Source organism: Flavobacteriales bacterium, assembly GCA_016716605.1.
GTDB lineage: Bacteria > Bacteroidota > Bacteroidia > Flavobacteriales_F > PHOS-HE28 > PHOS-HE28.
The window spans coordinates 1599006-1621996 of sequence record JADJWA010000001.1 but is presented as its reverse complement, the minus strand read 5'-3'; the positions used below and the strand labels follow the sequence as shown (position 1 = coordinate 1621996).

Below are 22991 nucleotides of genomic sequence, written 5' to 3'. Positions count from 1 at the left end.
TAGACTTTGGGGGCCTTCTTCAACGCGCGGCTAGCTTGCCGCTTGAATACAAGGCGAACGATGCTTGTGCTCCGAAGCCGGATTGAGATGATGCGATGGTCAGCGGATCAGCGCCGTAGGGGCAATCGAATCGGGTTCGTGCCAACCATGGGTGCCTTGCATGAGGGCCACTTGGCACTGCTCGGAAAAGCACGGGGCAACTCACGAGCCGTAGCCGTCAGCATCTTCGTTAATCCCCTGCAATTCAACGACCCGCGCGATTTCGAACGCTACCCCGTGCAGCCGAAAAAAGACCGCCGGATGCTCGAATCCGGTGGCTGCGACGTTTTATTCATGCCCGACCGGGCGGAAGTGTTCGAAGGCCAAGAAGATGACCGTTTCCCACTCGGCGGGCTGGATTCGTATTGGGAAGGTCCGATGAGGCCGGGCCATTTCCAAGGGGTGGTGAACGTGGTTGACCGCCTATTCGGAATCGTGCGGCCCGATGCCGCATTTTTCGGCGAGAAGGACCGACAGCAACTGACTATCATTCAATGGGTTGCCTCCCAGCAGAGGTGGCCCGTGGAAATCATCCCGTGCCCAACCATTCGGGAGCAAGATGGCCTGGCAATGAGTTCCAGGAACCGATTGCTCGACCCTGTTCATCGGGGAATCGCCCCAATGCTCCACATGGCCTTGCAGGCCGTCGCCGATTCAGCCTTCACCCGATCGGTTCCGGAATGCCTCAACCAAGGCATGGCGGTGCTTCAGCGTGATTCCCGGATTGCCCTCGAATACCTCGGCATCGCCGATGCGCGCACCCTCCGGCCTTTGGAAGATTGGGCAGACGAGCCCCAGGTGGTAGCCTTGATCGCCGCGCGGCTGGGCGATATCCGGCTGATCGACAACCTGACGCTTGAGCGCCCGTGAGCCCATCCCTCTCAGGCTGGTAGCTTTGCCGCCCCTTGGCCTCCGGAACTCCCACAAGCCAAGATTCACCATGACCATTGAAGTGCTCCGTGCCAAGCTTCATCGTGTGCGCATCACGGAGGCAGACGTTGATTACATCGGGAGCATCACCCTTGATGAGGATCTGATTGATGCGGTGGGCTTCATCGAGGGCGAAAAGGTCCAAGTGCTCAATGTGAACAACGGCGAGCGCTTGGAGACCTATGTGATTAAGGGCGAGCGAGGCAGTGGTGCCGTTTGCCTCAATGGCCCAGCCGCCCTGAAGGCCCGCGTAGGCGATGTAGTGATCGTGGTTGCTTACGCCCGCATGAGCCTGGACGAGGCTCGGGCATTCAGGCCCCGGGTGATCTTCCCCGATGAGGCCACCAACCGCCTGCGTCCGTGAAGCGGACCGCGCTCGCTGCCTTGAAGCTGGGCCTGCCCTTGGCGGCAGGCGCTTGGCTCGTGTACAAGCCTTACAGCGCCATGAGCTTGGCCCAGCGGGAGGAATTGTTCGCGGCGTTCGGTCAGGCCAGCATGCTCTGGCTCGGACTGGCCATCGGCATCGGTTGGCTCTCGCATGTGAGCCGCGCCTGGAGGTGGCGGTATTTGCTCGAGCCCCTTGGGCATCGTCCCGGTTTCTGGAACTGTTACCACGGGGTGATGGCGGGTTATTTCATGAACATGTTCATCCCGCGTGCCGGCGAAGCGAGCCGTGCAGCGCTCCTGTACCGGGTGGAGCATGTGCCCTTCGAGAAGGGATTCGGAACCGTGATGGCCGAACGTGTGGTGGATATGGCCGTACTGCTCGCGATCGCTGGCGCAGCGGCCGCTATGCAATACGATAAGTTCGACCTCTTCGCGGCGCAGATCGAACGCTTCAGGCTTGAGCAGGGTGCCAATGAACCGGGCGACGGCTTCCCGTGGGGCTGGGTGATTGGCGCCACGATTGCAGCGGGCACTGTTGCTGCTGCCTACCTGTTGATCTCACGGCCAGCCTTGCGCGCCCGCTTGATGGATGGGGTCCGGGGCTTTGTGCAGGGATTGAAGACCGTGCTTAGCACGCGCAAGAAAGGACTCTTCATCGGGCACACCTTGTTCATCTGGGCCTGTTACCTGGGGATGTTCCAAGTGGGCTTCTATTGCCTGTCAGGCATGGACCAGGTGCCCTTTGCGGCCATTCTCGCGGGCTTCATCGCCGGAGCCATCGGCATTGTGCTCGTGCAAGGCGGCATCGGCGTGTACCCCGCTTTCGTTGCCCTGATCGTCGGCGTGTACATGGCACCGCCTGAAGGCGGAGGATTGCTGCGGCCCGATGCGCTGGCCATGGGCTGGCTGCTCTGGGCCGCCCAAACGCTGATGATCATCGTGCTCGGCGGCCTCTCTCTACTTTTGGCTGCCGTGCAGAAACCCGCCGCAACATGAGCACTGAAGTCGCGAACGCCGCAACCGATAAGCGCGTGGTGGATTTGATCGGCCTGAAGCGCTTGTGCAATATCTGGCGCATGAAGGGCGACCGGATCGTGTTCACCAACGGCTGCTTCGATATCCTGCATCGCGGACATGTGGAATACCTGCAAGAGGCCGCCGCCTTGGGAGACCGGCTGGTGGTGGGTGTGAACAGCGATGCCAGCGTGCGCCGCCAGGGCAAAGGCCCAGAACGGCCCCTGAACGATGAGCAGAGCCGCGCCAAGGTGCTGGCCGCGCTGCGCGGCGTAGATGCCGTGGTGCTCTTCGACGATGATACCCCGCTGAGCCTGATCAAGACCATCACTCCCGATGTGCTCGTGAAAGGCGGTGATTGGGGCGAGGACCGCATTGTGGGAGCCGAAGCGGTGAAGGCCGCTGGTGGCGAGGTGCGCAGCCTCAAGCTCGTGGAAGGATTCTCAACGACGTCGCTGGTGGAGCGGATCCGTCGTGGCTAAAGTCCGCGCCCATTTCGTTTGCCAGAGCTGCGGCGCCAGCCATGCTCAATGGCTGGGGCAATGCGCGCAATGCAAGCAATGGAACACGCTGGTGGAGGAGGTGCTCGATCGCGTGGAGGAGAAGCGCGGCACGCCGCTGAGCATCAAGGGCCGGCAGCCCAAGCCAGTTGCGATCCACGAGATACCCGCGCAGGACGGCCCGCGGATAGCCTTGCATGACCGTGAGCTGAGCCGGGTGCTCGGCGGCGGCATCGTTCCGGGCAGCATCACGCTGATCGGAGGCGAGCCTGGCATCGGCAAGAGCACCTTGCTGCTGCAGACCGCACTGCGCAACCCGCACCTGCGGGTGCTGTACGTGAGCGGCGAAGAGAGCGAGCACCAGGTGAAGATGCGCGCCGAGCGGCTCGAGCATGAGCATGGCCGCAGCGATCCGTCGAACTGCTTCGTGCTCACCGAGACCAACACCCAGGGCATCTTCAAGCACATCGAGGCACTGAAGCCCGGCTTGGTAGTCATTGACAGCGTGCAGACCCTGCATACCGCTGCCTTGGACGCCAGCCCTGGAAGCGTAGGCCAGGTGCGCGAATGCACCGCTGAGCTCATGCGATTCGCCAAATCGACGGCCACGCCCATGGTGCTCATCGGGCACATCACCAAGGATGGCTTCATCGCTGGGCCGAAGGTGCTCGAGCACATGGTGGACTGCGTACTGCAATTCGAGGGCGATCGGGACCATGCCTACCGCTTGCTGCGCCCGCTGAAGAACCGTTTCGGCAGCACCAATGAACTGGGCATCTATGAGATGCGCGGAAGCGGCCTTGCCGAAGTGGACGACCCGAGCCAGGTGCTGCTCGGTGACCGGCGCGAAAGGCCCAGCGGGGTGGTGGTGGCCGCCACGCTCGAAGGCATGCGCCCGCTGCTGGTGGAGGTGCAGGCCCTGGTGAGCAGCGCCGTTTACGGCACACCGCAGCGCAGCAGCACCGGCTTCGATCTGCGCCGCATGAACATGCTGCTGGCCGTCCTCGAGAAGCGCTGCGGCTTCCGTTTGGGCGCCAAGGACGTGTTCCTCAACCTCGCCGGCGGCTTCCGGATTGAAGAGCCCGCCATCGACCTGGCCGTGGTTTGCGCCGTGCTCAGCAGCAATGCCGACATCGCCGTGCCCATGGATGCCGCCTTCTGCGGCGAGGTGGGGCTCACCGGTGAGATCAGGCCCGTGACCCGTGCCGATCAGCGCATCGCAGAGGCCGCCAAGCTCGGGTTCCAGCGGATCTTCATCCCCAAGGGCACCAAGGGCCTTCCCGCGTCTGCCGGCATCACCGTGGTGCAAGTGGCGCGCGTGGAGGAAGTGCTCGCGCATCTTTTCGGCTAAGCCAAGCCAACCTTTCACAACGCGATCCGTCATGGGTCCATTCCGGATCAGCGCCCAGGCATTCGATGCTCCTGCTTACACGAGGAATCACCTGACGCATGCACCAACAAGCACCCGTTGACACGCCTTACTGCACCTTCAGCTTCGTTGAGCCGCGGCTCCTCGCGCAACGATTCAAACCAGAGATGCGGTTCACCCAAACCACGCTTGACCAGGTGGCTTCGGTAAGGGACCGATTGATCGGCGATACCCTTTGCGCCCTGCTCGTTTCCATCCCGAACGAGGTCCCTGTTGATCCAACCGCCACCAACGTCGATCACTTCACCACCGAGCGATTGAAGCGCCGGATCCTGGCGCTCGCGCTAGTGGCGCACGGCGATACGATGCGCAGCGTGAGCAAATTCTACTTCACCTGGTATCCGCAACCCTTCGAGGCCCGTGTATTCGCTCAAGAGGCCGAGGCGCTGACGTGGTTGCAGGATGCATTGGCGAAGGCGCTCAGCACCTGAACCGCTGGCGATGGCATTCAGGCTGCGCGCATTAGCTTGGTCCGTGCCAAACCGCCACGCGTGAAGCGCACCATCATCATTGCCGATCCGCTCGAGATCATCGCCATCGGAGTTCGAACCTGGCTTCAGGAGGAAACCGACCTTGAACTCGTGGGGCATGCCGCTACCGGACGTGACCTGCTCGACCTGCTCACCAACCGGCAGCCCGATCTGGTGCTGTTGGAGGTGTCGATTCCTGAGATGGACGGCATTGACACCATGAGGGCAGTTCGCAAGGCACATCCCGGTCAGGCCGTGCTCGCTTACAGCTCGCTCACCGGAATCGAGTACGTGAACAGCATGCTCATAGAAGGAGCGGTTGGTTACGTGACCAAGACCGAGAGCCGTGCCGTTTTCCTGGGCGCCATTCGCGCCGTGCTGAACGGCGAAAGGTTCCTGAGCGATCAGGCCAGGATCAGCGTGGCCGAGGGGTACAAGTACACGGAGAAGAGACCCGATGGCGAGTACATCGGGCTCACCCAGCGCGAAAGGGAGATCATCCGCCTCATCGCCCTGGAACAGACCAATGGGGAGATCGGCGCGGCGCTGTTCATCAGCGAGGAAACCGTGAAGGGCCACCGCAAAAGGCTGATGACCAAGCTCAATGTGCGCAGCACGGCCGGTCTGGTGAAATACGCCCTCGATCGCAAGTGGGCCTGAAGGCGCCTCGACGATCGTTAAGGCAATATGAAATTTCGGCGCTGAGCGTGAATCCGCGCCATCCGATCAACCACGACCTCGACCTTCACCCGGCGCGAAGCACCCGTCATGTCCATCCAAACCCAATCGGAGCTCCGTGATGCCATCGTACCTGCGGCATCGCGCTTGTTGGCTTCGGGTCGGCTCGAAGTCGTGCGCGTGATCAAGAGCATCCGGTCCAATCAGCATGAATTGGAGTTCGCTGTGGTGCCTGCTCGCGCCGGCAGCCTCGCCCGCCGGATCGTGGTCCACCTGGACAATTCGGGATTGGTTCATCAGCCACGGTTCGATGCCGCAAAGGGTGTCATCGACCTCTACTACCCGGAGCGCGACCACCCGGAAGTGCAGGCCTTGCTCAGTTCCAAGCGCAATCGCTTGTGCTACTACTGGGAGTCAGCCAAAGGCGAGCAGGCCCATGCGTGGCTGCTCAGTGCCGGTTAGCGCCCATCAACGCCACTTGGTGGCGCGCGCCTTGGCCAGGACCTCGTTCAGGTGGCTCGTCTTCGCAGCTGCGTAGGCTGCCCGGTTCTTCGGATAGCGCTGCGCCAGGTCGCGCTTCAGCTCCGCATATCGCTGGGCCTCTTCGGGGAATGCGCTTAAATAATCGCGGAACAGGATGCGCTCCATGCTGGCTTTGCCGGGCCGCACCACGTGCACGTGCGCGCACCGCCGTCCATCCGCATCACGGAGAATGAACCACGAGTAGAAGGGATCCTCGTCACCGATGCTCGGCCTCCACAAGAACTCGAAGCCAGCCTCCTCCATCAACGGAGCCACCAGGTCACGCACCTCATCCGCATCGCTGATCTCCACCTGCAGGTCGATGATCGGCTTCGCGCTGAGTCCCGGGACCGCTGTGCTCCCGATGTGCGCGATCCGTTGGATCAATCGGCGTGGGATGATGCGCTTCACCTCCTTCTCTAATTCCACGTAGCGCCCAGGCCATGCCGGATCATACGGGACAAGGTCGATCTGCTCCTTGTCCAAGGCCTTCAGCCGCTTCTCCGTTCGGGCGTCCATAGCGGGCACGAACCTAAGGTGCCGCGTACACATTGAACCGATTCCCCCTGAGGAAACCGATAAGGGTAACGCCGCGTTCATTCGCCAGCTGCACGGCCAAGGACGACGGCGCGCCTACGGCCGCCATCAGCGGGATCCCGGCAACGGCGCATTTCTGCACCAGCTCGAAGCCCGCCCGGCCGCTCACCAGCAGCATGGTCCGCGAGAAAGCCCGCCCCGATGCGATAGCCGCACCGATCACCTTGTCCACTGCGTTGTGCCTGCCGACATCCTCGCGGAGCAGCTGCAGCCTGCCGCCTGCATCGAAGAGCGCCGCTGCATGGATGCCGCCCGTATGCCGGAAGATGATCTGTGCTTCGCGCATGCGATCGGGCAAGGCCGTGATCAGGCCCGGATCAATGTTGCCCCATGGCTCAATAGTGCCTGTGCAGGCGGTCCGCACGGCTTCGATGCTGCTCTTGCCGCAAACGCCACAGCTGCTCGCGGTGTAGAAATTCCGCTGCCACCTGGTGGGGTCGACCTCAACCGACGGATCCAGCTCGGCGCGGATCACATTGCCCCGCTCCTCTTCCTTCACCCGCTCGCACGGCGCGATGCGCACGACTTCGGAGGGGTCCGCGATGACGCCTTCGGTGAACAGGAAGCCGCGCGCCAATTCCTCGTCGTGCCCGGGCGTGCGCATGGTAACGCTGAGGCGCAGTTCCTGCCTGGCATCCAGCGGTCCGTGGCCCAATCGGATCTCCAGCGGCTCTTCGGTCACCAGGACATCAGCAGCAGCTGCCCCGGTCCCTGCATCGAAACGGGTGATGGGCGTTGATGATACCGGCGGGCGCACGCCGCAAGGTAGCCCTAGCCCCTCGCCTTGCGGAAACAGCCATCGATGTGGTCATCGACCATACCGATTGCCTGCATGTACGCGTAAGCGATGGTGGTGCCCACGAAACTGAAGCCAGCCTTCTTCAGATCCTTGCTCACAGCATCGCTCAAGGGCGTGCTGGCGGGCAGTTGCTTCACGTCCTTCCAGTGGTTCACGATGGTCCGGTGGTTCACGTGCTTCCATAGGAAATCGTCGAAAGAGCCCTTACCCCTCTCCATGATGCGCAGCCATGCTTGAGCGTTCCTGATCGCGCTCCCCACCTTGGCGCGGTTGCGTATGATGCCCTCATCGGCGAGCAGGCGCGCAATGTCCTTCGGCCCATAACGCGCGATCTTCTCCACGTTCCAGTCATCGAACGCCTTGCGATAGCCCTCACTGCGGTGCAGGATGGTCTTCCAGCTCAGGCCTGCCTGCGCGCCATCAAGCACCAGCTTCGCGAAGAGTCTCCGGTCATCGTGCTCAGGAACACCCCATACGGTGTCGTGGTAGGCGATCATGCGCGGATCGCTCCCCGGCCAAGGGCAGCGGTTCAGATCCTTCGTTGCCATATCAATAAAAGCGTCAAGGTGCCGCGGTCAAGATAACTTGCACACGTGATCATGCCGCTCACCGACCGCCATGGCCGCACGCATCGTAGCCTGCGCATCAGCATCGTGGATAAATGCGACCTGCGCTGCACCTATTGCATGCCGGAGGACCAGCGCTTCCTCAAGCGCGAGGAGCTGATGACGCGCGAAGAGATCGCCCTCATCGCGCGGCTGTTCGTTGAGCGCTTCGGCGTCAACAAGATCAGGTTGACGGGCGGTGAGCCTCTGGTGCGCCCCGATGCCGTGGACATCGTGCGCGACATTGCCGGGCTCAACGTTACCATCGGCCTAACCACCAATGCCCTTTCGCTCCATAAGCACCTCGATGGCCTGATGGCTGCCGGATTGAAGGGCATCAACATCAGCCTGGACACCTTCGATGCCGAGCGATTCAAGCGGATCGCTCGGCGCGATGGGTTCTCTGCGGTGCATGGCAACATCCTGCTCGCGCTCACGCGCGGCCTGCGCGTGAAGGTGAACATGGTGGTGATGCGCGGGGTGAATGACGATGAGCTCCTGCGCTTCGTTGAGCTCACGCGCGACCATCCGATTCACGTGCGCTTCATCGAGTTCATGCCCTTCGCTGGCAACCACTGGGGACGCGAACGCGTGTACACCTACGGCGAGATGCTCGGGCGCATCGGCAGCGTTCATTCGTTCGAGAAGCTCAACGACGATGCCCACAGCACCGCGAAGGCCTACCGCGTGCCCGGATGGCCCGGCACCTTCGCGGTGATCAGCACCGTGACCGAGCCCTTCTGCGGCTCTTGCGACAGGATGCGCCTCACCGCCGAAGGCAGGATGCGCAACTGCTTATTCGCCCGCGAGGAGACCGACCTGCTCTCGGCGCTCCGTCGCGGCGAGGACATCACCCCGCTGATCGAAGCGAACGTGCTGGCGAAGCACGCCAAGCTGGGGGGGCTCCCGGTCTTCAATCCGGAGAAGGAGGAACAAGTGCTGCACGATCTGAGCGAACGCCCGATGGTGAGCATCGGCGGGTGATTGCGGGTGGGTGGCACCGTGGCCAGGCGCACCACGGGCCCATACGGACCCTACGCGACAGAAACAGGATTCGCGCAATACCGAGCCCTTCAAGATCGATGCGTAGGGCACTTTCGCATTGCGGCAGGGTCGAATGAGCGGTTCGTGCAGGAGGTATGAACGACAAGGCAGCACTGCGAATCAGCGCGCGGAATCTCCACGCAGCTCACCTCTTCCCGCCCGGCACCGCTCCTCCCCTTTGCTGTGGCTGCGCTTTCGGCGGCTCGGCCTGCTTGATCTGTCCGTCCTCGTACTCCACGGTCTTCGTGGGCTTCCCGCTGCGATCGTAGGTGGTCATGGTGCCATGCAGGCGGCCATTGCGGTAGTTCATCTCCTGCACCACCCGGCCGCGCTGGTCATAGACCTTGCAGTTGCCATGCGGGTCGCCGTTGAGCAATTCCTGCTCGCGCATCTTCACGCCGGCATCGTCGAAGTAGATCCAAGTGCCAGTGGGCGTGCCGTTGGCATAGAGCCCTTCGCTGATCGGAGTGCCATGCACGCTGTACGCGACCCAGCGCCCGCTCTTCTTCCCTTGATGATAGCTGCCTTCCTCGCGCACGCGACCGCCGGTGATCCTGCCCTCGCCGGGATCGAAGTAGAGCTTCCATGCACCGTGCTTCAGGTCGTCCTGGAACCAGCCTTCATAGTCGGGACTGCCATCGGGGAAGAAACCCTTCCACAGGCCATCCATGCGACCTTGCTTGAATGAGCCATCGGACTTCTGCTTTCCGTTCTCGAACCAGCTCTGCCAGGGGCCTTCTTCCTTGCCGTTCACATAGGGTCCTTCCTGGAGCTTCTGCCCGTTCTCGTAGCGCGTGGTCCAGATGCCGGTCTTCTGGCCTGCGGTGAAGGCGCCCTTCTTCCAGAGTTGGCCGCCTTCGTAGTAATAGACCCACTCGCCTTCTTCCTTGTCGGCCTTGAAGGCTCCGGTGCTCTGCAACTGGCCATTCGGATGGAAATGCTTCCAGACGCCGTCGCGCAGGTCATCCTTGAACGGGCCGCTCATCTCGACCTTGCCCTTCGATGAGAACCAGGTCCACAGGCTGTCCTTCTTGTCGTGCTTGTGCCAGCCGGTCACGTCGATGCTGCTATCGGGCCGGTACACGGTGTAGGCGCCGTGCAGCTTGCCGGTGTGGTAGCCGGCAACCTTCTCCGGTTTGCGCGCGCTGGAGAACCACTTCCATTCGCCATGACGCAGGCCTCCGGTGCAGGGGCCTTGCACCTTGATGTTGCCCGCCGGCCAGTATTCGGTCTGCACCCCATCGGGCACGCCGGCTTTGTACCGTTTCTCTTCGCTGATGGTGCCGCTGGGGAAGTACGCGCGCACAAACCCGTCGCCCTTGGTGACGGTTTGCGCACCGTCACGGTCCCACGCATCAATGACCACGGCGATCCCGAGGCTCCACCGCTCTCTCAGCATGGGCTTGCCATCGGCATAGAAATATTCCCATGGACCTTCCTTCACTCCCTTCTTGTACATGCCGCGCTCCATCATCTGGCCGTTGGCGTAGTAGCTGGTGATGGTGCTGTCCTGCACGCCGCGCCGCATGAAGCCATCGTGCTGCACTTGCACTCCGTCATAGTAGATGCGCACGCGCCCATCGCGCTCGCCGGCCTTGAACTCGCTCTGCTCCATCAAGCGCCCCTCCCGATCGTAGAATCTCCATTCGCCCCATTCGCGGCCGTTCACCATGAGGCCCTCGCTGCGCTTGATCGTCTTCTTGGCATCCCAGTGATCCACAAAGGGCTCGGCGCCTTGCGCGAGGGCGATGCTCGACAGGCTGAGGCAGATGAACAACAGGTGCGAACGCATGGTGCGAATGTATCCGGGCGCCAGGGCGCCGATGCGGCCAGGGCAGCCAAATCCCCACAATGCATGCCTGATGGCGAACCGTGCGCGCAGGCCCGTGTTGCTTCATGACGGGCATACGGCCAAGGGCCATTGCCTTGCCTTCTACCTTGCGCCACGAACATGCGGAAGAAGACCATTGTGCTAGGTACTGCGGCGCTGCTGGTGCTGCTGCTCTCGGCATGGGACTTCGCCATGCGCCCCATGCTCGGCCCGCACGGCCGCTTGGAACTCTCGCTGCTGAGAAGCGCTGACAGCCTGCCCGTGATCATCGGCACCTACTTCACCACGGCGGGCCGCTGCGCCGGCTGCCACGGACGCGACCTGCAGGGCATTGCCAGCATCGATGCGCAGGGCCGCGATGTGAACGTGGTGGATGATTGGCGCAGCACGATGATGGCCAACAGCGCGCGCGATCCCTTCTTCCGCGCCAAGGTGCGACACGAATCGCTGGTGAACCCGGCGCACGCCGACTCTCTCCAGAACAAGTGCCTGGGCTGCCATGCGCCGTTGGGCATGCACGAGGAACGGCTGCTCGGCCATGACCTCTTCACGCTCGCGCACCTCGACACCAGCCGCCTCGGCATGGATGGCGTAAGCTGCCTGAGCTGCCACATGCAGAGCGAGGCCACCGCAGGCAGCTTCTTCAGCGGTGAATTGCAGTTCGACTCGGCGCGCGTGTACGGGCCGTACAGCGACGACCAGATCAACCCGGCCATCATGCAGTTCTTCGTGCGCTTCACGCCGGGCTTCGGCAGCCACATCGTGAACAGCAAGGTGTGCGCTGGCTGCCACACGTTGATCACCGAGACCGCCGACCTGGAAGGCAACCTCACCGGCGACCGATTCGTGGAGCAGGCCACCTACCACGAATGGCTGAACAGCGTCTACAGCGCCAACGGCACGCAGTGCAACACCTGCCACATGCCGCGCATCAACGACGGCATCCTGCTCGCGGCGGAGTATCCCTTCCTGAATCCGCAGTCGCCCTTCGGCCTTCATCACCTCGTGGGAGGCAACGAGCACATGCTCCGCCTGTTGAAGCAATTCAAGGACACCCTCGATATCCCTGCCACCGACCTGCAGTTCGACAGCACCATCACGCGCACGCAGCGCATGCTCCGGCACCACACGCTCGATGCACAACTCAATTTGCTCGACCGCACGGCCGACACCGCCTACTTCGCCTTGAGGCTGGAGAACAGGGCCGGGCACCGCTTCCCCAGCGGCTATCCATCGCGGCGGGCCTTCGTGGAGTTCGTCGTGCTCACCACCGAGGGCGATACCGTGTTCAAGAGCGGCATGCTGAACAGCGCCGATGAAGTAGAAGGCCACGATGCACCGTACGAACCGCACCACGATGCGATCACCGGCGGCGACCAGGTACAGATCTACGAGTTGGTGATGGGAGATGTGAATGGCGATGTGACCACGGTGCTCGAGCGCGCCAGGGACCCGATCAAGGACAATCGCCTCGCGCCCGTCGGATTCACCAGCGCGCATTACGCCTACGACACCACGCGTGTGGCCGGCGTGCCCGTGAGCGACATCGACTTCAATCGCAATGCCTTCGGCGAGGAAGGCACCGGCGCCGACGTGGTGCGTTACCATGTGCCCATATCCGGAGTGCCCGATGCGCTGCGCGCCTTCGCCCGCGTATGGTATCAGCCCGTTCCTCCCGCATGGAACCAGGAGATGTTCAGCCACGACCATCCGGAGATCAACACCTTCCGCGATATGCTGGAAGCCAGTGACCGCTCGCCATCGTTGGTGGCCGCTGATTCGCTCTTCCTCGGGCCGGCGGGTATCGCCTCTCCGGCGAATGAACGCATTCGCATCGCACCGAATCCGACACCTGATGGCTGGATCACGGTCAGCGCTGATGGCCTCACGCGCATCGAATTCGTAGCGGCATATGATGCACGCGGATCTCAGGTTGCGGTGCGCACCGAACGCGCGGGAAACGCGTGGCGCATCCAACTGCCCGTTGCGCGAGGCACGTACTTCGTCCGCCTGCGCGTGGATGGCGAGGACCTCGTGAAGCGCGTTCTGCGGCCATGAGCCTCACGGTAGCGAGCCTGCACCTCTACCCGATCAAATCGGTCGGTGGGATAAGTGCAGGCGAGGCACGCATCACGGATCGTGGTTTCGCGCACGACCGGCGCTGGATGCTTGTTGATGCGAAGAACCGCTTCATCACGCAACGTGAGCAACCATTGATGGCGTTGCTGCGCTGCTCGGAGCAGGGAGAAGGCTTCCGCGTCACCGACATCCGCACCGGAGAATGGCTCGACCTGCCATGGAGCATCGATTCGTCGCAATGGGTCGATGCCACAGTATTCGACGATAGCGTGCGCGTGTTGGCAGGCTCAGCGGAATGGAGCACGTGGTTCAGCGCACGGCTGGGGAGCGCCGTTCGGCTCACGTACATGCCCGATGCCTCGCAGCGCACGGTCGATGCGCGTTACGCAGCAGGCATCAACTCACTGAGCGACGGCTTCCCCTACCTGATCCTTTCGCAGGCTTCGCTCGATGATCTGAACGCCCGGCTCGTGGTGCCCGTTCCGATGGATCGTTTCCGCCCCAACATCGTGATCGCGGGCGGCAGCGCTTACCAAGAGGATTCGTGGCGGGCAATCAGCCTCGGCACTTCGCGCTTCATGTTGGTGAAGCCCTGCGGGCGGTGCGTGATCACCACCACGGATCAGCAGACCGGTGCGCGGGACAAGGAGCCGCTGCGAACGCTGGCGAGCTATCGTTCCCTCGACGGCAAGGTGATCTTCGGGATGAATGCGATGGGCGAAGGGCAATCGGTCCGGGTGGGCGATCTTGTGGCCCTGTGATCCATTCCATCCTCTCCGATAAGGCCACCCGGCTCTTCCTCATCCTCGGCGGCTTCTTCGCGGCCAACGCGCTGCTGGCCGAGATGATCGGCGTGAAGCTCTTCCAGCTCGAAAGTGTCTTCGGCCTGGCAAAGGCCGACTTCACGCTGCTCGGTCAGGAGGGCATGAGCTTCGTGCTCAGCGTGGGCGTGCTTCCCTGGCCCATCGTCTTCATCATGACCGACGTGGTGAATGATTACTACGGGGTGCGTGGCGTGCGCTTCCTCACGCTGCTCACCACAGCGCTCATCGCTTTCGGCTTCGTGGTGATGTACTTCGCCATCGGCATGCCTCCTGCTGACTTCTGGGTGGACATGAACGCACAGCAGGGCGTGCCCGACATGCAGGCTGCCTTCGCGGGAATCTTCGGGCAGGGCATGAACATCATCCTGGGCTCGCTCACGGCCTTCGTGATGGGCCAGCTCGTGGATGCGCTTGTGTTCCGCCGGATCAAGCGCCTCACCGGAGACCGCCGCATCTGGCTGCGCGCAACCGGGAGCACCCTGATCAGCCAACTCATCGACAGCGTGGTGGTGACCTATGTGGCCTTCTGGCTCCTGCGCGACGACTTCAGTTTCGCGCGCTGCTCGGCCATGGTGCTCACCGCTTACGCGTACAAATTCATCGTGGCGCTGCTGAGCACGCCGGTGGTCTACCTCGCCCACGCAGGAGTGGAACGGTACCTTGGCGCGGAGCGCGCTGCCGCCATGCGTGCCGCTGCGCTGAAGGCACGTGAGTCATGAGCGATTCGGTCATCATCGAGCCCATCACCAAGGACGACCACCTCGGCCTGTTCAAATTGATCGACCGGGAGCGCGTGCGCCTGCAGCCCTACTTCCCGGTGACCTGCGCGCACTGCACCGACCCGCGCGCCACGCGCAGCTATATCAAGGACATGCTGGTGAAATCGAAGCGGCGCGAGTTCTTCTGCTTCGTGATGCGAGACTATGAAGGCAGCGATCCGATCGGCCTGGTCTTCCTGAAGGAGTTCGATTGGACCGTTCCGCGCTGCGAGATCGCCTACTTCATCAGCGCCATCTACGAGGGCAAGGGCATCACCACCATGGGCGTGATGTGGGCGGTTGACTTCGCCTTCACGCAACTGGGCATGGAGAAGGTGCTGGCCCGCGTGGATCCAGAGAACATCGGCAGCTGCACGGTGCTGGAGCGCTGCGGTTTTGAGCGCGAAGGCATCATGCGCCGCGACTACCGAACGGCGGATGGGCGCCTGCTCGACCTGGCGATGTACAGTGTACTGCGTTAGGATCCCGCAGGCGCAGGCGTCCACTTCTCCGGCCGGCCCGCCACGGGGGGCAACGCGCGCAGGTAATCGTAGATGGCTCCCAGGTCCTCTTCGGTCATGTTGGCGTACATCATCCAGGGCATCACGGTCTGGAAGTCGCCGGCCTGCCAGTCGACCTTGGGCGGCGCGTAGCTGCTGTCCGCATACTGCTTGAAGCGTGCGATGAAGGTGGCCTTGTCCCAGGCGCCGATGCCGTCGGTGGGATGTGGGGTGATATTGGAGGATCGCACGATGGAGCCGTTGGGCAAGTTGAAGACGAAATCGCCCGCGAAGGGCTTTCCGATCTTCTTCCCTTTCTCTGATTTCGTATGGCATTCAGCGCACGCGCCAGCGTTCACCACATACTCGCCGTACGCCGGGTCTCCAGGCTCGGGCCGACTCATGGGTGCGGCGGGAGCAGGTATGGTGCGCATGATGAGGTTGACCGGGAAGTCGATCACGCTGGCCGGATAGGGCTGCGTCTCAATGGGGTCGAGTGTGCGGAGGTAGGCGATGATGCTGTGGACATCATCCGTCGCCAGTTTGTTGTAGTTCCCGTACGGCATCACCGGGAAGAAGGGGTGGCCGTCCTTGCTGATACCGCTGGTGATGGCGCGATAGAGTTCGCCGTCGCTCCAATCCTTGACGGCGAAAGGCGTAATATTCTTCGAATAGAACTCGCCGGGGAACTGCATGGTGCGATCGAACTTCTCGCCCCCGGCGCCGAAGCTGCCGGGCTTCAGCGGGCCGGCGAAGAGGTCCCAGTCACGCGTGCTGTGGCAATCCATGCACACGCACAGGCTGTTAGCCAGGTATCGGCCGCGCTCGATCCGCTCGGGCGTGAGTTCCACCTTAAGGTCACCAGGCGCATCCACATCGGGTAGCGCGGTGCTCACGTAAAGGGCGGCGCCACCAGCGGCGAGCGCGATGAGCAGCACAAGCAAGCCAAGGATCCGAAGCAAGCGTTTCATGGGAGGGTAGGTTTGGTCGAACGAATCTAGCAGAATCGACCAAACCCTTCCGCGTGCGATCTTTCCGGCGTGACCGCGAAGAAGCGCATCACCAAGAAGGAGCTCGACGCCATCGAGCGCTCAGCCAAGCGCGAGGCCCAGAAAGCCGCCGGCGCTCTGGATGGGCGCTACCGCCCGCGCGTGGTGAAGAGCAAGAAGGGCTATGCGCGGAAGCCGAAGCACCCGCCAGCAGAAGAGGCCTGATCAGTTGTCGCCGTCCAGCATACGGCCCAAGCCGCCGAGGATGCTGCCCTCTTCTTTCCCTCGGCCACCAGCCTTCGGCGAAGCCGCGATGATGTTATCCGCGAGCCTGCTGAAGGGCAGTGACTGGATCCACACATGACCAGGACCACGCAACTGCGCGAAGAATAATCCCTCACCGCCGAAGAGCGTGTTCTTGATGCCGCCCACGAACTGGATGTCGTAATCGATGGTCTGCGTCATGGCCACCAGGCATCCGGTATCAACTCGGAGCGTTTCGCCGGGCGCGAGATCGCGTTGAATGGTGGTGCCTCCGGCGTGGATGTACACCTGCCCATCGCCCTCGAGCTTCTGCATGATGAAGCCCTCACCGCCGAAGAGGCCGGCGCCCAATCGCTTCTGAAAGGCGATGCCGATGCTCACGCCCTTCGCGGCGCAGAGAAAGCTGTCCTTCTGGCAGATCAGCTTGCCTTGGTAATCGCGGAGGTCGAGCGGCATGATCTTGCCCGGATAAGCGGCTGCGAACCATGCTGTGCGGCGCACCTGGCTCTGGTTGGTGTAGGTGGTCATGAAGAGGCTCTCGCCGGTGAGCAGGCGCTTGCCAGCGCCAAGCATCTTGTCCAGGAAGCCCTGCTGCTGCCCGCGCCCATCGCCGAAGATGGTCTGCATAGCGATGCCTTCATCCATCATCATCATGGTGCCGGCTTCGGCAACAACGGTCTCGCCGGGGTCGAGGGTGATCTCGACGCATTGCATGTCGTCACCGACAATGCGGTGATCGAGCTCGTGGGCTTGGCGGGTCATGGGTTCACAGAATGATGGGGCGAAGCTATCGCGGCGAAATCCGGAGGCTGCACCGGCCATCCTCTACCTTAGCCGCTCACGCACCACCATGGCCTTCACCGCCACCAAGAAACTCTCGAAACCCGGCACTACGCCCGATCAGGAAATCCTGCTCCGCGCATGGGATTTGATGTGCACGGCCAAGGCCTTGACCGAGCTGTACGAGGAGCACTTCAAGCTCACGAGCAAGTATGTGCATGCCACCAGCCGGGGCCATGAGGCCATCCAGCTAGCGCTGGGCATGCAGCTGAAAGCGCAGGACTACGTGGCGCCCTACTACCGCGATGACAGCATCCTGCTCGGCATCGGCATGGAGCCTTACGAGCTGATGCTGCAATTGCTGGCCAAGCGCGACGACCCCTTCAGCGGCGGGCGCACCTATTACGGCCATCCGAGCTTACGGCGCGAGGGCATGCCGCGCATCCCCCACCAGAGCAGCGCCACCGGTATGCAGGCCATTCCCACCACGGGCATCGCGCTCGGCCTCTGGTACAAGGAGCAGGCGGGCATCGCGCATGACCTGAACGGAAGCGCAGATCAGGAGTCGCCCATAGTGGTGTGCTCCATCGGCGATGCGGCGATCACCGAGGGCGAGGTAGCCGAGGCATTCCAGATGGCGGTGCTGAAGAAGCTGCCGATCATCTATCTGGTGCAGGACAACGAGTGGGACATCAGCGCCAGCGCCGACGAGATACGCGTGGCCGATGCGAGCGAATACGCGAAAGGCTTCCCCGGTCTCGAAGTCCGGAAGGTGGATGGAGCGGACTTCATCGCGAGCTACGGCACCTTGAACGAGGTGATCGGCTTGGTGCGCAAAGAGCGCCGCCCCTTCCTGGTGCATGCCAAGGTGCCGCTGCTCAACCATCACACCAGCGGCGTACGCATGGAGTTCTACCGCAGCGAGGAGAACCTGGCCGAGCATCGCAAGCGTGACCCCTATCCGCGCTTCTTCCAGCAATGCCTCGACAATCGCTTGCAACTCGATGGCCTGAAGCAGATCGAGCAGAAGGCCATCGCCAAGGTGAAGGCCGACTTCGAGCGTGCCCGCGAAGCAGATGACCCCACACCGGCCGACCTCACCACGCACGCCTTCGCGCCCACACCAGTGACCGAAGAGCAAGGCGATCGCGCACCGAAGGACCGTCAGCCCACCGTGATGGTGGACAGCGCGCTCTTCGCCATCCGCGAGCTCATGCAGGAGGATCCACGCTGTTTGCTCTACGGACAGGATGTGGGCGCGCGCCTCGGCGGCGTGTTCCGCGAAGCCGCAACACTAGCGCGCGACTTCGGCGGGCACCGCGTGTTCAACACACCGATCCAAGAAGCCTTCATCATCGGCAGCACCGTAGGCATGAGCGCTGCGGGCCTGAAGCCGATCGTGGAGGTGCAGTTCGCCGATTACATCTGGCCAGGATTGAATCAGCTCTTCACCGAAGTGGCGCGCTCGTGCTACCTCACCGTGGGCAAGTGGCCCGTGAGCTGCATCCTGAGGGTGCCCATCGGCGCGTACGGCAGCGGCGGCCCCTACCACAGCAGCAGCGTGGAGAGCGTGCTGTGCAACATCAAGGGCATCAAGGTGGCCTACCCCAGCACCGGCGCCGATCTGAAGGGATTGATGAAGGCGGCCTACCACGACCCGAACCCTGTGGTGATGCTGGAGCACAAGGGCCTCTACTGGAGCAAGATCAAGGGCACCGAGGAGGCGAAGACCGTGGAGCCGAGCGCGGAATACATCATCCCCTTCGGCAAGGCGCGCCTAGTGCTGGCGGCCGATGCGAATGCCGTTGCGAAGGGCGAAGCGGCGGTGATCGTCACTTACGGCATGGGCGTGTACTGGGCCAAGGCCGCCGCAAAGGACTTCACCGGCCGTGTCACCATCATCGACCTGCGCTCGCTGGTGCCCTTGGACGAAGAGACCGTGATGAATGCCGTGCGCGCGCATGGGCGCTGCATCGTGGTCACGGAGGAACAGCTCACCAACTCCTTCGCGCAGGCACTTGCCTCGCGCATCGGCAACGACTGCTTCGAGCAGCTCGATGCACCGGTGCGCACGCTGGGCTCTGTCGATATGCCCGCGATCCCGCTCAACAGCACCTTGGAAGCCGCAATGATCCCGAGCGCGGAGAAGGTGTCTGCCGCGTTGAAGGAACTCCTCGCTTACTGACCGTGGAAGAGCGCTTCATCCAGGTGCAGCGCACGGCGCGCTACCATGTGCTGGGCACCTTGGAGGCTTCGCCTGAGATCTGGGTCGTGATCCATGGCTACGGCCAGCTGGCGCGCTACTTCCTGAACACCTTCAAAGGGCTTGAGCAGGGCCGCTGCTTCGTGGCGCCGGAAGGGCTGAGCCGCTTCTACCTCGATGCCGAGCATTCGCGGGTGGGTGCGACGTGGATGACCCGCGAGGACCGGCTGCACGAGATCGATGATCATGTGGCTTACCTCGATGCGCTGTGTGATGAGTTGCGCAAGCAAGCCATGCCAGGCGCGCGCATCTGCGCCTTGGGTTTCTCGCAGGGCGTGGCCACGCTCATGCGCTGGGCGGTACTCGGTCGAACGAACATCAATCGCCTAGTGCTCTGGGGCGGCAGTTTGCCTCCAGACCTTGATGGCGAACGGTTGAAGGCTCGGCTTTCCAATGCGACCGTGCATCTGGTGCATGGCACGAATGACAGCCTGGTGCCTGAGCGAGCGATGCACGATGGCACGAATCTGCTGAAGAGGCATGGCATTGCCTGCACCACCGCCACCTTCGCTGGCGGGCATGAGCTTGACCGGATCGCGTTGAGCGAGGCGCTTCCCGCCAGCCGCTAGGATCCCCCGCCTGCGGTTCGATGCCACCCGGCGGAGGGCACCTCGTTGAGAAACATTCAGCATCTTGCTCAAATAAACTGAACATCATGAAACGACCCCTACTCGCATCGCTCGCTGTAGCTAGCGCGATCCTGCTCAATGCACAAGCCACCAACTATCCCAACGGCAGCCTGGTCGCCGATTTCACGGTGACCGATACCCACGGGAACGTGCACAACCTGTACTCCTACACCGCGCAGGGCAAGTACGTCATCCTTGATTTCTTCTTCGACACCTGCCCGCCCTGCCAGGCCACCTCGCAGTACTTCAGCCAGCTGTACGAGACCTACGGCTGCAACGGCGGCAACTTGATCTGCATTGCCATGAACAATGGCACGGACACGAACGCGGAGGTGGATGCGTATGAGTCCGCCTATGGCGGTCCATGGTCACATCCTCCGGCCATCGGCATTGAAGGCGGCTGCACGCCCGTGGACATTGCCTTCGGCGTGAATGCCTACCCGACCTATTGCCTGATCGGACCGGACAACCTGATGAAGAACCAGGACATCTGGCCGCTCACGGACATGAGCACCTTCGTGCAGGCCTTCCCCGCTGGCCACAACATCGCACCGATGAGCTGCCTCGTGGGCATCGGCGAAACGGCAGCGTTGCCCGCGTTCACCGCGTACCCCGTGCCGAGCTCGGGCATGGTGACGCTGGAGCTGCCCTCCGGGATGCGCGGCCTGATGCAAGCGGAAGTGAGCGACGCCGCTGGCCGCGTCGTATTCGCGGCTCCCATCAACGGCAACGGCATTGCTCAGCTCAACCTCTCGGCCTTGGCCGATGGCCGCTATCTGCTTCGCGTTTCAGCCGATGATGGGCAGATGGCCATCAGCCGCATTGCGATCAGCCACTAGATCATGGCTCAATCCACAGGAAGCCCCGGTGATGCCGGGGCTTCCTGCTTCAGGTCGGGTCAGAATCTCGCGGCTGGGCGGTTCTCCTTCCACGCCAGCAGCTCATCGAGGCTGCGCACGCTCACGCTGTGATAATTGCTGCGGGCTGCGGTGTAGATGGTCTGCGCCATGAGGCGTCCCTTTTCGCTCTTGTTCAACTCGGCGTAAAGCGGCATGAGGAATTTCCGGCGGCCCACCGTGGTGAGGAATTGGTCGAGGCGGTCGAAGGCGGGATCATAATCGTTGCGGATGCAGAGCTCGAGCCAGGCGCTGAGCACTTCGGCGTTCCCATTGGCCGTGAACATGAAGGCCTGATCAAGCTCCTTCATCTTCTGCTCGTCCAGTCCATCGGGCAGGTGGCGCAGGAAATGCATCCAATGGAAGGTGGTCCAGCCCTTCACGTCAATCTGCCCCGCTTGCGTGCCAGCGACCCACCGCGCGATCTCCGCCTCCACCTTCGTGAAGCTGTCGCTCTGCGGCTCAATGGCATTGGCCGGCAAACCCGCGCCATCGATCCATTCCGCCACATTCAGATCGATGCCGCTTGGCTTCAACAGGTGATCGTGGAGGTAGGCGGTGAAGTCGTCGGTGGTCATGCTGCGGAAGGCATGCGCATCGAAATATCCGCGCAGGAAAGCGTCGAACCGGTCGCGACCGGCCTTCTCCTCGAGCAGCTGCAGCAATGCGAACCCTTTCTCGTAGGCGATATCGTTCATGCCCTCGTCGGGATCGCGGCCCTCGAGGTGCAGGCGCAGATGCGTATCGGCATGCTGGCCCTTGCCTTCAAGCTTGGCGATGGTGGCGTGCAGGTCCTGACGGCCGAGCAATTGCAGCATGCGCGCGTATTCATCACCGTAAACGGCCTCGCAGATGCGGTTCTCGAAATAGACGGTGAAGCCCTCGTTCAGCCAGAAGTCGTTCCAGGTGGCGTTGGTCACGAGATTGCCGCTCCAGCTATGCGCGAGCTCGTGCGCCACCAAAGCCGTGAGCGAGCGATCTCCGGCGAGGATGGTGGGCGTGGCGAACGTGAGCCGGGGGTTCTCCATGCCGCCGAATGGGAAACTGGGCGGCAGCACGATCACGTCGTAACGGCCCCAGCGATAGGCGCCATAGAGCCCTTCGGCAGCGATCAGCATCTTCTCCATATCGGCGAATTCCCATGCGGCCTTCTGCACCACATCGGGCTCGGCGTACACGCCGGTTCGCTCGCCGATGGGCACGAAGGCCAGATCGCCCACGGCTAACGCGATGAGGTAGGCCGGGATCGGTTGCTCCATGCGGAAGCGGTACGCGCCATCGGCGTTCACCGCGGTCGGATTCTCGGCGCTCATCACGGCCATGAGGCCCTGCGCCACCTGAACTTGCGCGTTGTAGGTGAAGCGGATGCCCGGGCTGTCCTGGATCGGGATCCATGTTCGCGTGAGGATCGCCTGGCCCTGGGTGAAGAGGAAGGGCTGCTTCTTGCCGGAGGTCTGATGCGGCTTCAGCCATTGCAAGGCACGCGCGCCGGGACCGGTGCGGTAGGCGATCGCCACTTGCTTCGCCCCGGGCGTCAGTTCCACTTCCAGCGGGCGGCCCAGGAAGGTGCTATCGCCCAGCGCGAAGGCCGCGGCCTTTCCATCAACGGAGACGCCCTCGATGAACAGCCCCTCCGAATCGAAAAGGATGCCCTGGGCATCGGCGGCGGCGGCGATGGTGTAGGTGGCGGTTCCGCGGATGGCCTCAGCGCCCATATCCACGTTGATATCAAGGTCGAGGTGCGTTATGCGCGCCTCCTGCGGACGGGCGTGGCTGTGGGGGTCCATGGTGAAGATGGGCTGATTATCCTTCGGCTCCGGCGCATTGGAACACCCGGCAATGATGAAGAGAAGGGCTGCGGAGGGAGCGAAGGAGCGAGGACGCATGCGAGCTTGAGCGATTATTGGAGGGCGAAACGGCCAGTCAAAAGTGAAGGCCCCCGGCGATTCCGGGGGCCTTTCAACCAGTCGGGGTGACTGGATTCGAACCAGCGACCACTTGCACCCCATGCAAGTGCGCTACCGGGCTGCGCTACACCCCGAAGAGGGCGCGAATGTAGCAAAGCACAACAGCCCGCAAAGGCAGGGCCCAACGCCCAAAGGGCCTTCACCGCATCGAGCCATCGCGGATAGCTACCAGCCTTGGATCGGATCTACTGCAATCG

At 62.7% G+C, this 22991-nt stretch carries 24 protein-coding genes and 1 tRNA gene; 17 read left to right on the top strand and 8 right to left on the bottom strand.

The window, feature by feature from the left end:
* Positions 1–60 precede the first annotated feature (60 nt).
* The 8 genes from IPM12_06305 (at position 61) to IPM12_06270 (ending at position 5909) form a co-directional block, all read left to right on the top strand.
* The gene (locus tag IPM12_06305; protein ID MBK9147418.1) at positions 61–909 is read left to right on the top strand and encodes a pantoate--beta-alanine ligase; all 849 of its coding nucleotides are present in this window, start codon (positions 61–63) and stop codon (positions 907–909) included.
* 70 nt (positions 910–979) lie between these two features.
* Positions 980–1333 carry an aspartate 1-decarboxylase gene (gene panD / locus IPM12_06300; GenBank protein MBK9147417.1) on the top strand — a complete coding sequence of 118 codons (354 nt, stop codon included), beginning with the start codon at positions 980–982 and terminating at the stop codon, positions 1331–1333.
* Positions 1330–2352 carry a flippase-like domain-containing protein gene (locus tag IPM12_06295; GenBank protein ID MBK9147416.1) on the top strand — a complete coding sequence of 341 codons (1023 nt, stop codon included), beginning with the start codon at positions 1330–1332 and terminating at the stop codon, positions 2350–2352. Before panD ends, IPM12_06295 begins: the two co-directional genes overlap by 4 nt.
* Positions 2349–2852 carry a D-glycero-beta-D-manno-heptose 1-phosphate adenylyltransferase gene (gene rfaE2 / locus IPM12_06290; protein ID MBK9147415.1) on the top strand — a complete coding sequence of 168 codons (504 nt, stop codon included), beginning with the start codon at positions 2349–2351 and terminating at the stop codon, positions 2850–2852. The genes IPM12_06295 and rfaE2 overlap by 4 nt, the downstream gene beginning before the upstream one ends.
* Positions 2845–4221 carry a DNA repair protein RadA gene (gene radA / locus IPM12_06285; GenBank protein ID MBK9147414.1) on the top strand — a complete coding sequence of 459 codons (1377 nt, stop codon included), beginning with the start codon at positions 2845–2847 and terminating at the stop codon, positions 4219–4221. Before rfaE2 ends, radA begins: the two co-directional genes overlap by 8 nt.
* Positions 4222–4319: 98 nt before the next feature.
* Complete coding sequence (locus tag IPM12_06280) at positions 4320–4730, top strand: hypothetical protein (protein MBK9147413.1); 411 nt, start codon at positions 4320–4322, stop codon at positions 4728–4730.
* Positions 4731–4790: 60 nt separating this feature from the next.
* Positions 4791–5429, top strand: coding sequence for a response regulator transcription factor (locus tag IPM12_06275; GenBank protein ID MBK9147412.1), 639 nt, complete (start codon positions 4791–4793; stop codon positions 5427–5429).
* Between the two features lie 108 nt (positions 5430–5537).
* Positions 5538–5909 (top strand): hypothetical protein, encoded by a 372-nt coding sequence (locus tag IPM12_06270; protein MBK9147411.1) that lies wholly within the window; start codon positions 5538–5540, stop codon positions 5907–5909.
* Positions 5910–5915: 6 nt separating this feature from the next.
* Here the strand turns inward: IPM12_06270 and IPM12_06265 are convergent, their stop codons facing one another.
* From IPM12_06265 to IPM12_06255, 3 genes are read right to left on the bottom strand one after another with little or no spacing between them, the layout of a single operon-like run.
* Complete coding sequence (locus IPM12_06265) at positions 5916–6497, bottom strand: GrpB family protein (GenBank protein ID MBK9147410.1); 582 nt, start codon at positions 6495–6497, stop codon at positions 5916–5918.
* Positions 6498–6501: 4 nt separating this feature from the next.
* Positions 6502–7323 (bottom strand): formate dehydrogenase accessory sulfurtransferase FdhD, encoded by an 822-nt coding sequence (gene fdhD, locus IPM12_06260; GenBank protein ID MBK9147409.1) that lies wholly within the window; start codon positions 7321–7323, stop codon positions 6502–6504.
* Between the two features lie 14 nt (positions 7324–7337).
* Complete coding sequence (locus IPM12_06255; protein MBK9147408.1) at positions 7338–7913, bottom strand: DNA-3-methyladenine glycosylase I; 576 nt, start codon at positions 7911–7913, stop codon at positions 7338–7340.
* Between the two features lie 51 nt (positions 7914–7964).
* Here IPM12_06255 and moaA point away from each other — a divergent pair, with 51 nt between their 5' ends.
* Positions 7965–8954 carry a GTP 3',8-cyclase MoaA gene (moaA, locus tag IPM12_06250; GenBank protein MBK9147407.1) on the top strand — a complete coding sequence of 330 codons (990 nt, stop codon included), beginning with the start codon at positions 7965–7967 and terminating at the stop codon, positions 8952–8954.
* A gap of 205 nt (positions 8955–9159) precedes the next feature.
* On the opposite strand, the gene IPM12_06245 is transcribed toward moaA, so the two are convergent.
* Positions 9160–10806, bottom strand: a complete 1647-nt coding sequence (locus IPM12_06245) for a hypothetical protein (GenBank protein ID MBK9147406.1) — start codon at positions 10804–10806, stop codon at positions 9160–9162.
* A gap of 159 nt (positions 10807–10965) precedes the next feature.
* On the opposite strand from IPM12_06245, the gene IPM12_06240 reads away from it, so the two are divergent.
* From IPM12_06240 to IPM12_06225, 4 genes are all read left to right on the top strand, one after another.
* Entirely contained in the window at positions 10966–12903 is a 1938-nt protein-coding gene (locus IPM12_06240) for a T9SS type A sorting domain-containing protein (GenBank protein MBK9147405.1), read from the top strand.
* Entirely contained in the window at positions 12900–13685 is a 786-nt protein-coding gene (locus IPM12_06235) for an MOSC domain-containing protein (GenBank protein ID MBK9147404.1), read from the top strand. The genes IPM12_06240 and IPM12_06235 overlap by 4 nt, the downstream gene beginning before the upstream one ends.
* An 83-nt stretch (positions 13686–13768) precedes the next feature.
* On the top strand, positions 13769–14467 hold the full coding sequence (locus IPM12_06230) for a queuosine precursor transporter (protein MBK9147403.1): 699 nt from the start codon (positions 13769–13771) through the stop codon (positions 14465–14467).
* Positions 14464–14988, top strand: a complete 525-nt coding sequence (locus IPM12_06225) for a GNAT family N-acetyltransferase (GenBank protein ID MBK9147402.1) — start codon at positions 14464–14466, stop codon at positions 14986–14988. The genes IPM12_06230 and IPM12_06225 overlap by 4 nt, the downstream gene beginning before the upstream one ends.
* On the opposite strand, the gene IPM12_06220 is transcribed toward IPM12_06225, so the two are convergent.
* Positions 14985–15977: a c-type cytochrome gene (locus IPM12_06220; GenBank protein MBK9147401.1), complete on the bottom strand. Its 993-nt coding sequence runs from the start codon at positions 15975–15977 to the stop codon at positions 14985–14987. The genes IPM12_06225 and IPM12_06220 overlap by 4 nt on opposite strands.
* A 69-nt stretch (positions 15978–16046) precedes the next feature.
* Between IPM12_06220 and IPM12_06215 the strand changes: the two genes are divergently transcribed.
* Positions 16047–16220, top strand: coding sequence for a hypothetical protein (locus IPM12_06215; protein MBK9147400.1), 174 nt, complete (start codon positions 16047–16049; stop codon positions 16218–16220).
* Here the strand turns inward: IPM12_06215 and IPM12_06210 are convergent, their stop codons facing one another.
* On the bottom strand, positions 16221–17021 hold the full coding sequence (locus IPM12_06210) for a TIGR00266 family protein (protein MBK9147399.1): 801 nt from the start codon (positions 17019–17021) through the stop codon (positions 16221–16223).
* 88 nt (positions 17022–17109) lie between these two features.
* On the opposite strand from IPM12_06210, the gene IPM12_06205 reads away from it, so the two are divergent.
* The 3 genes from IPM12_06205 (at position 17110) to IPM12_06195 (ending at position 20770) form a co-directional block, all read left to right on the top strand.
* The gene (locus tag IPM12_06205; GenBank protein ID MBK9147398.1) at positions 17110–19224 is read left to right on the top strand and encodes a tungsten formylmethanofuran dehydrogenase; all 2115 of its coding nucleotides are present in this window, start codon (positions 17110–17112) and stop codon (positions 19222–19224) included.
* 2 nt (positions 19225–19226) lie between these two features.
* Positions 19227–19871, top strand: coding sequence for a phospholipase (locus IPM12_06200; GenBank protein ID MBK9147397.1), 645 nt, complete (start codon positions 19227–19229; stop codon positions 19869–19871).
* An 86-nt stretch (positions 19872–19957) separates the two neighbouring features.
* Positions 19958–20770 (top strand): redoxin domain-containing protein, encoded by an 813-nt coding sequence (locus IPM12_06195; GenBank protein MBK9147396.1) that lies wholly within the window; start codon positions 19958–19960, stop codon positions 20768–20770.
* A gap of 59 nt (positions 20771–20829) precedes the next feature.
* Here IPM12_06195 and IPM12_06190 read toward each other — a convergent pair whose 3' ends face one another.
* Both IPM12_06190 and IPM12_06185 read right to left on the bottom strand, forming a co-directional pair.
* Positions 20830–22614 (bottom strand): M1 family metallopeptidase, encoded by a 1785-nt coding sequence (locus IPM12_06190; GenBank protein MBK9147395.1) that lies wholly within the window; start codon positions 22612–22614, stop codon positions 20830–20832.
* Between the two features lie 180 nt (positions 22615–22794).
* Positions 22795–22868 (bottom strand) — tRNA-Pro (locus IPM12_06185).
* Positions 22869–22991 lie beyond the last annotated feature (123 nt).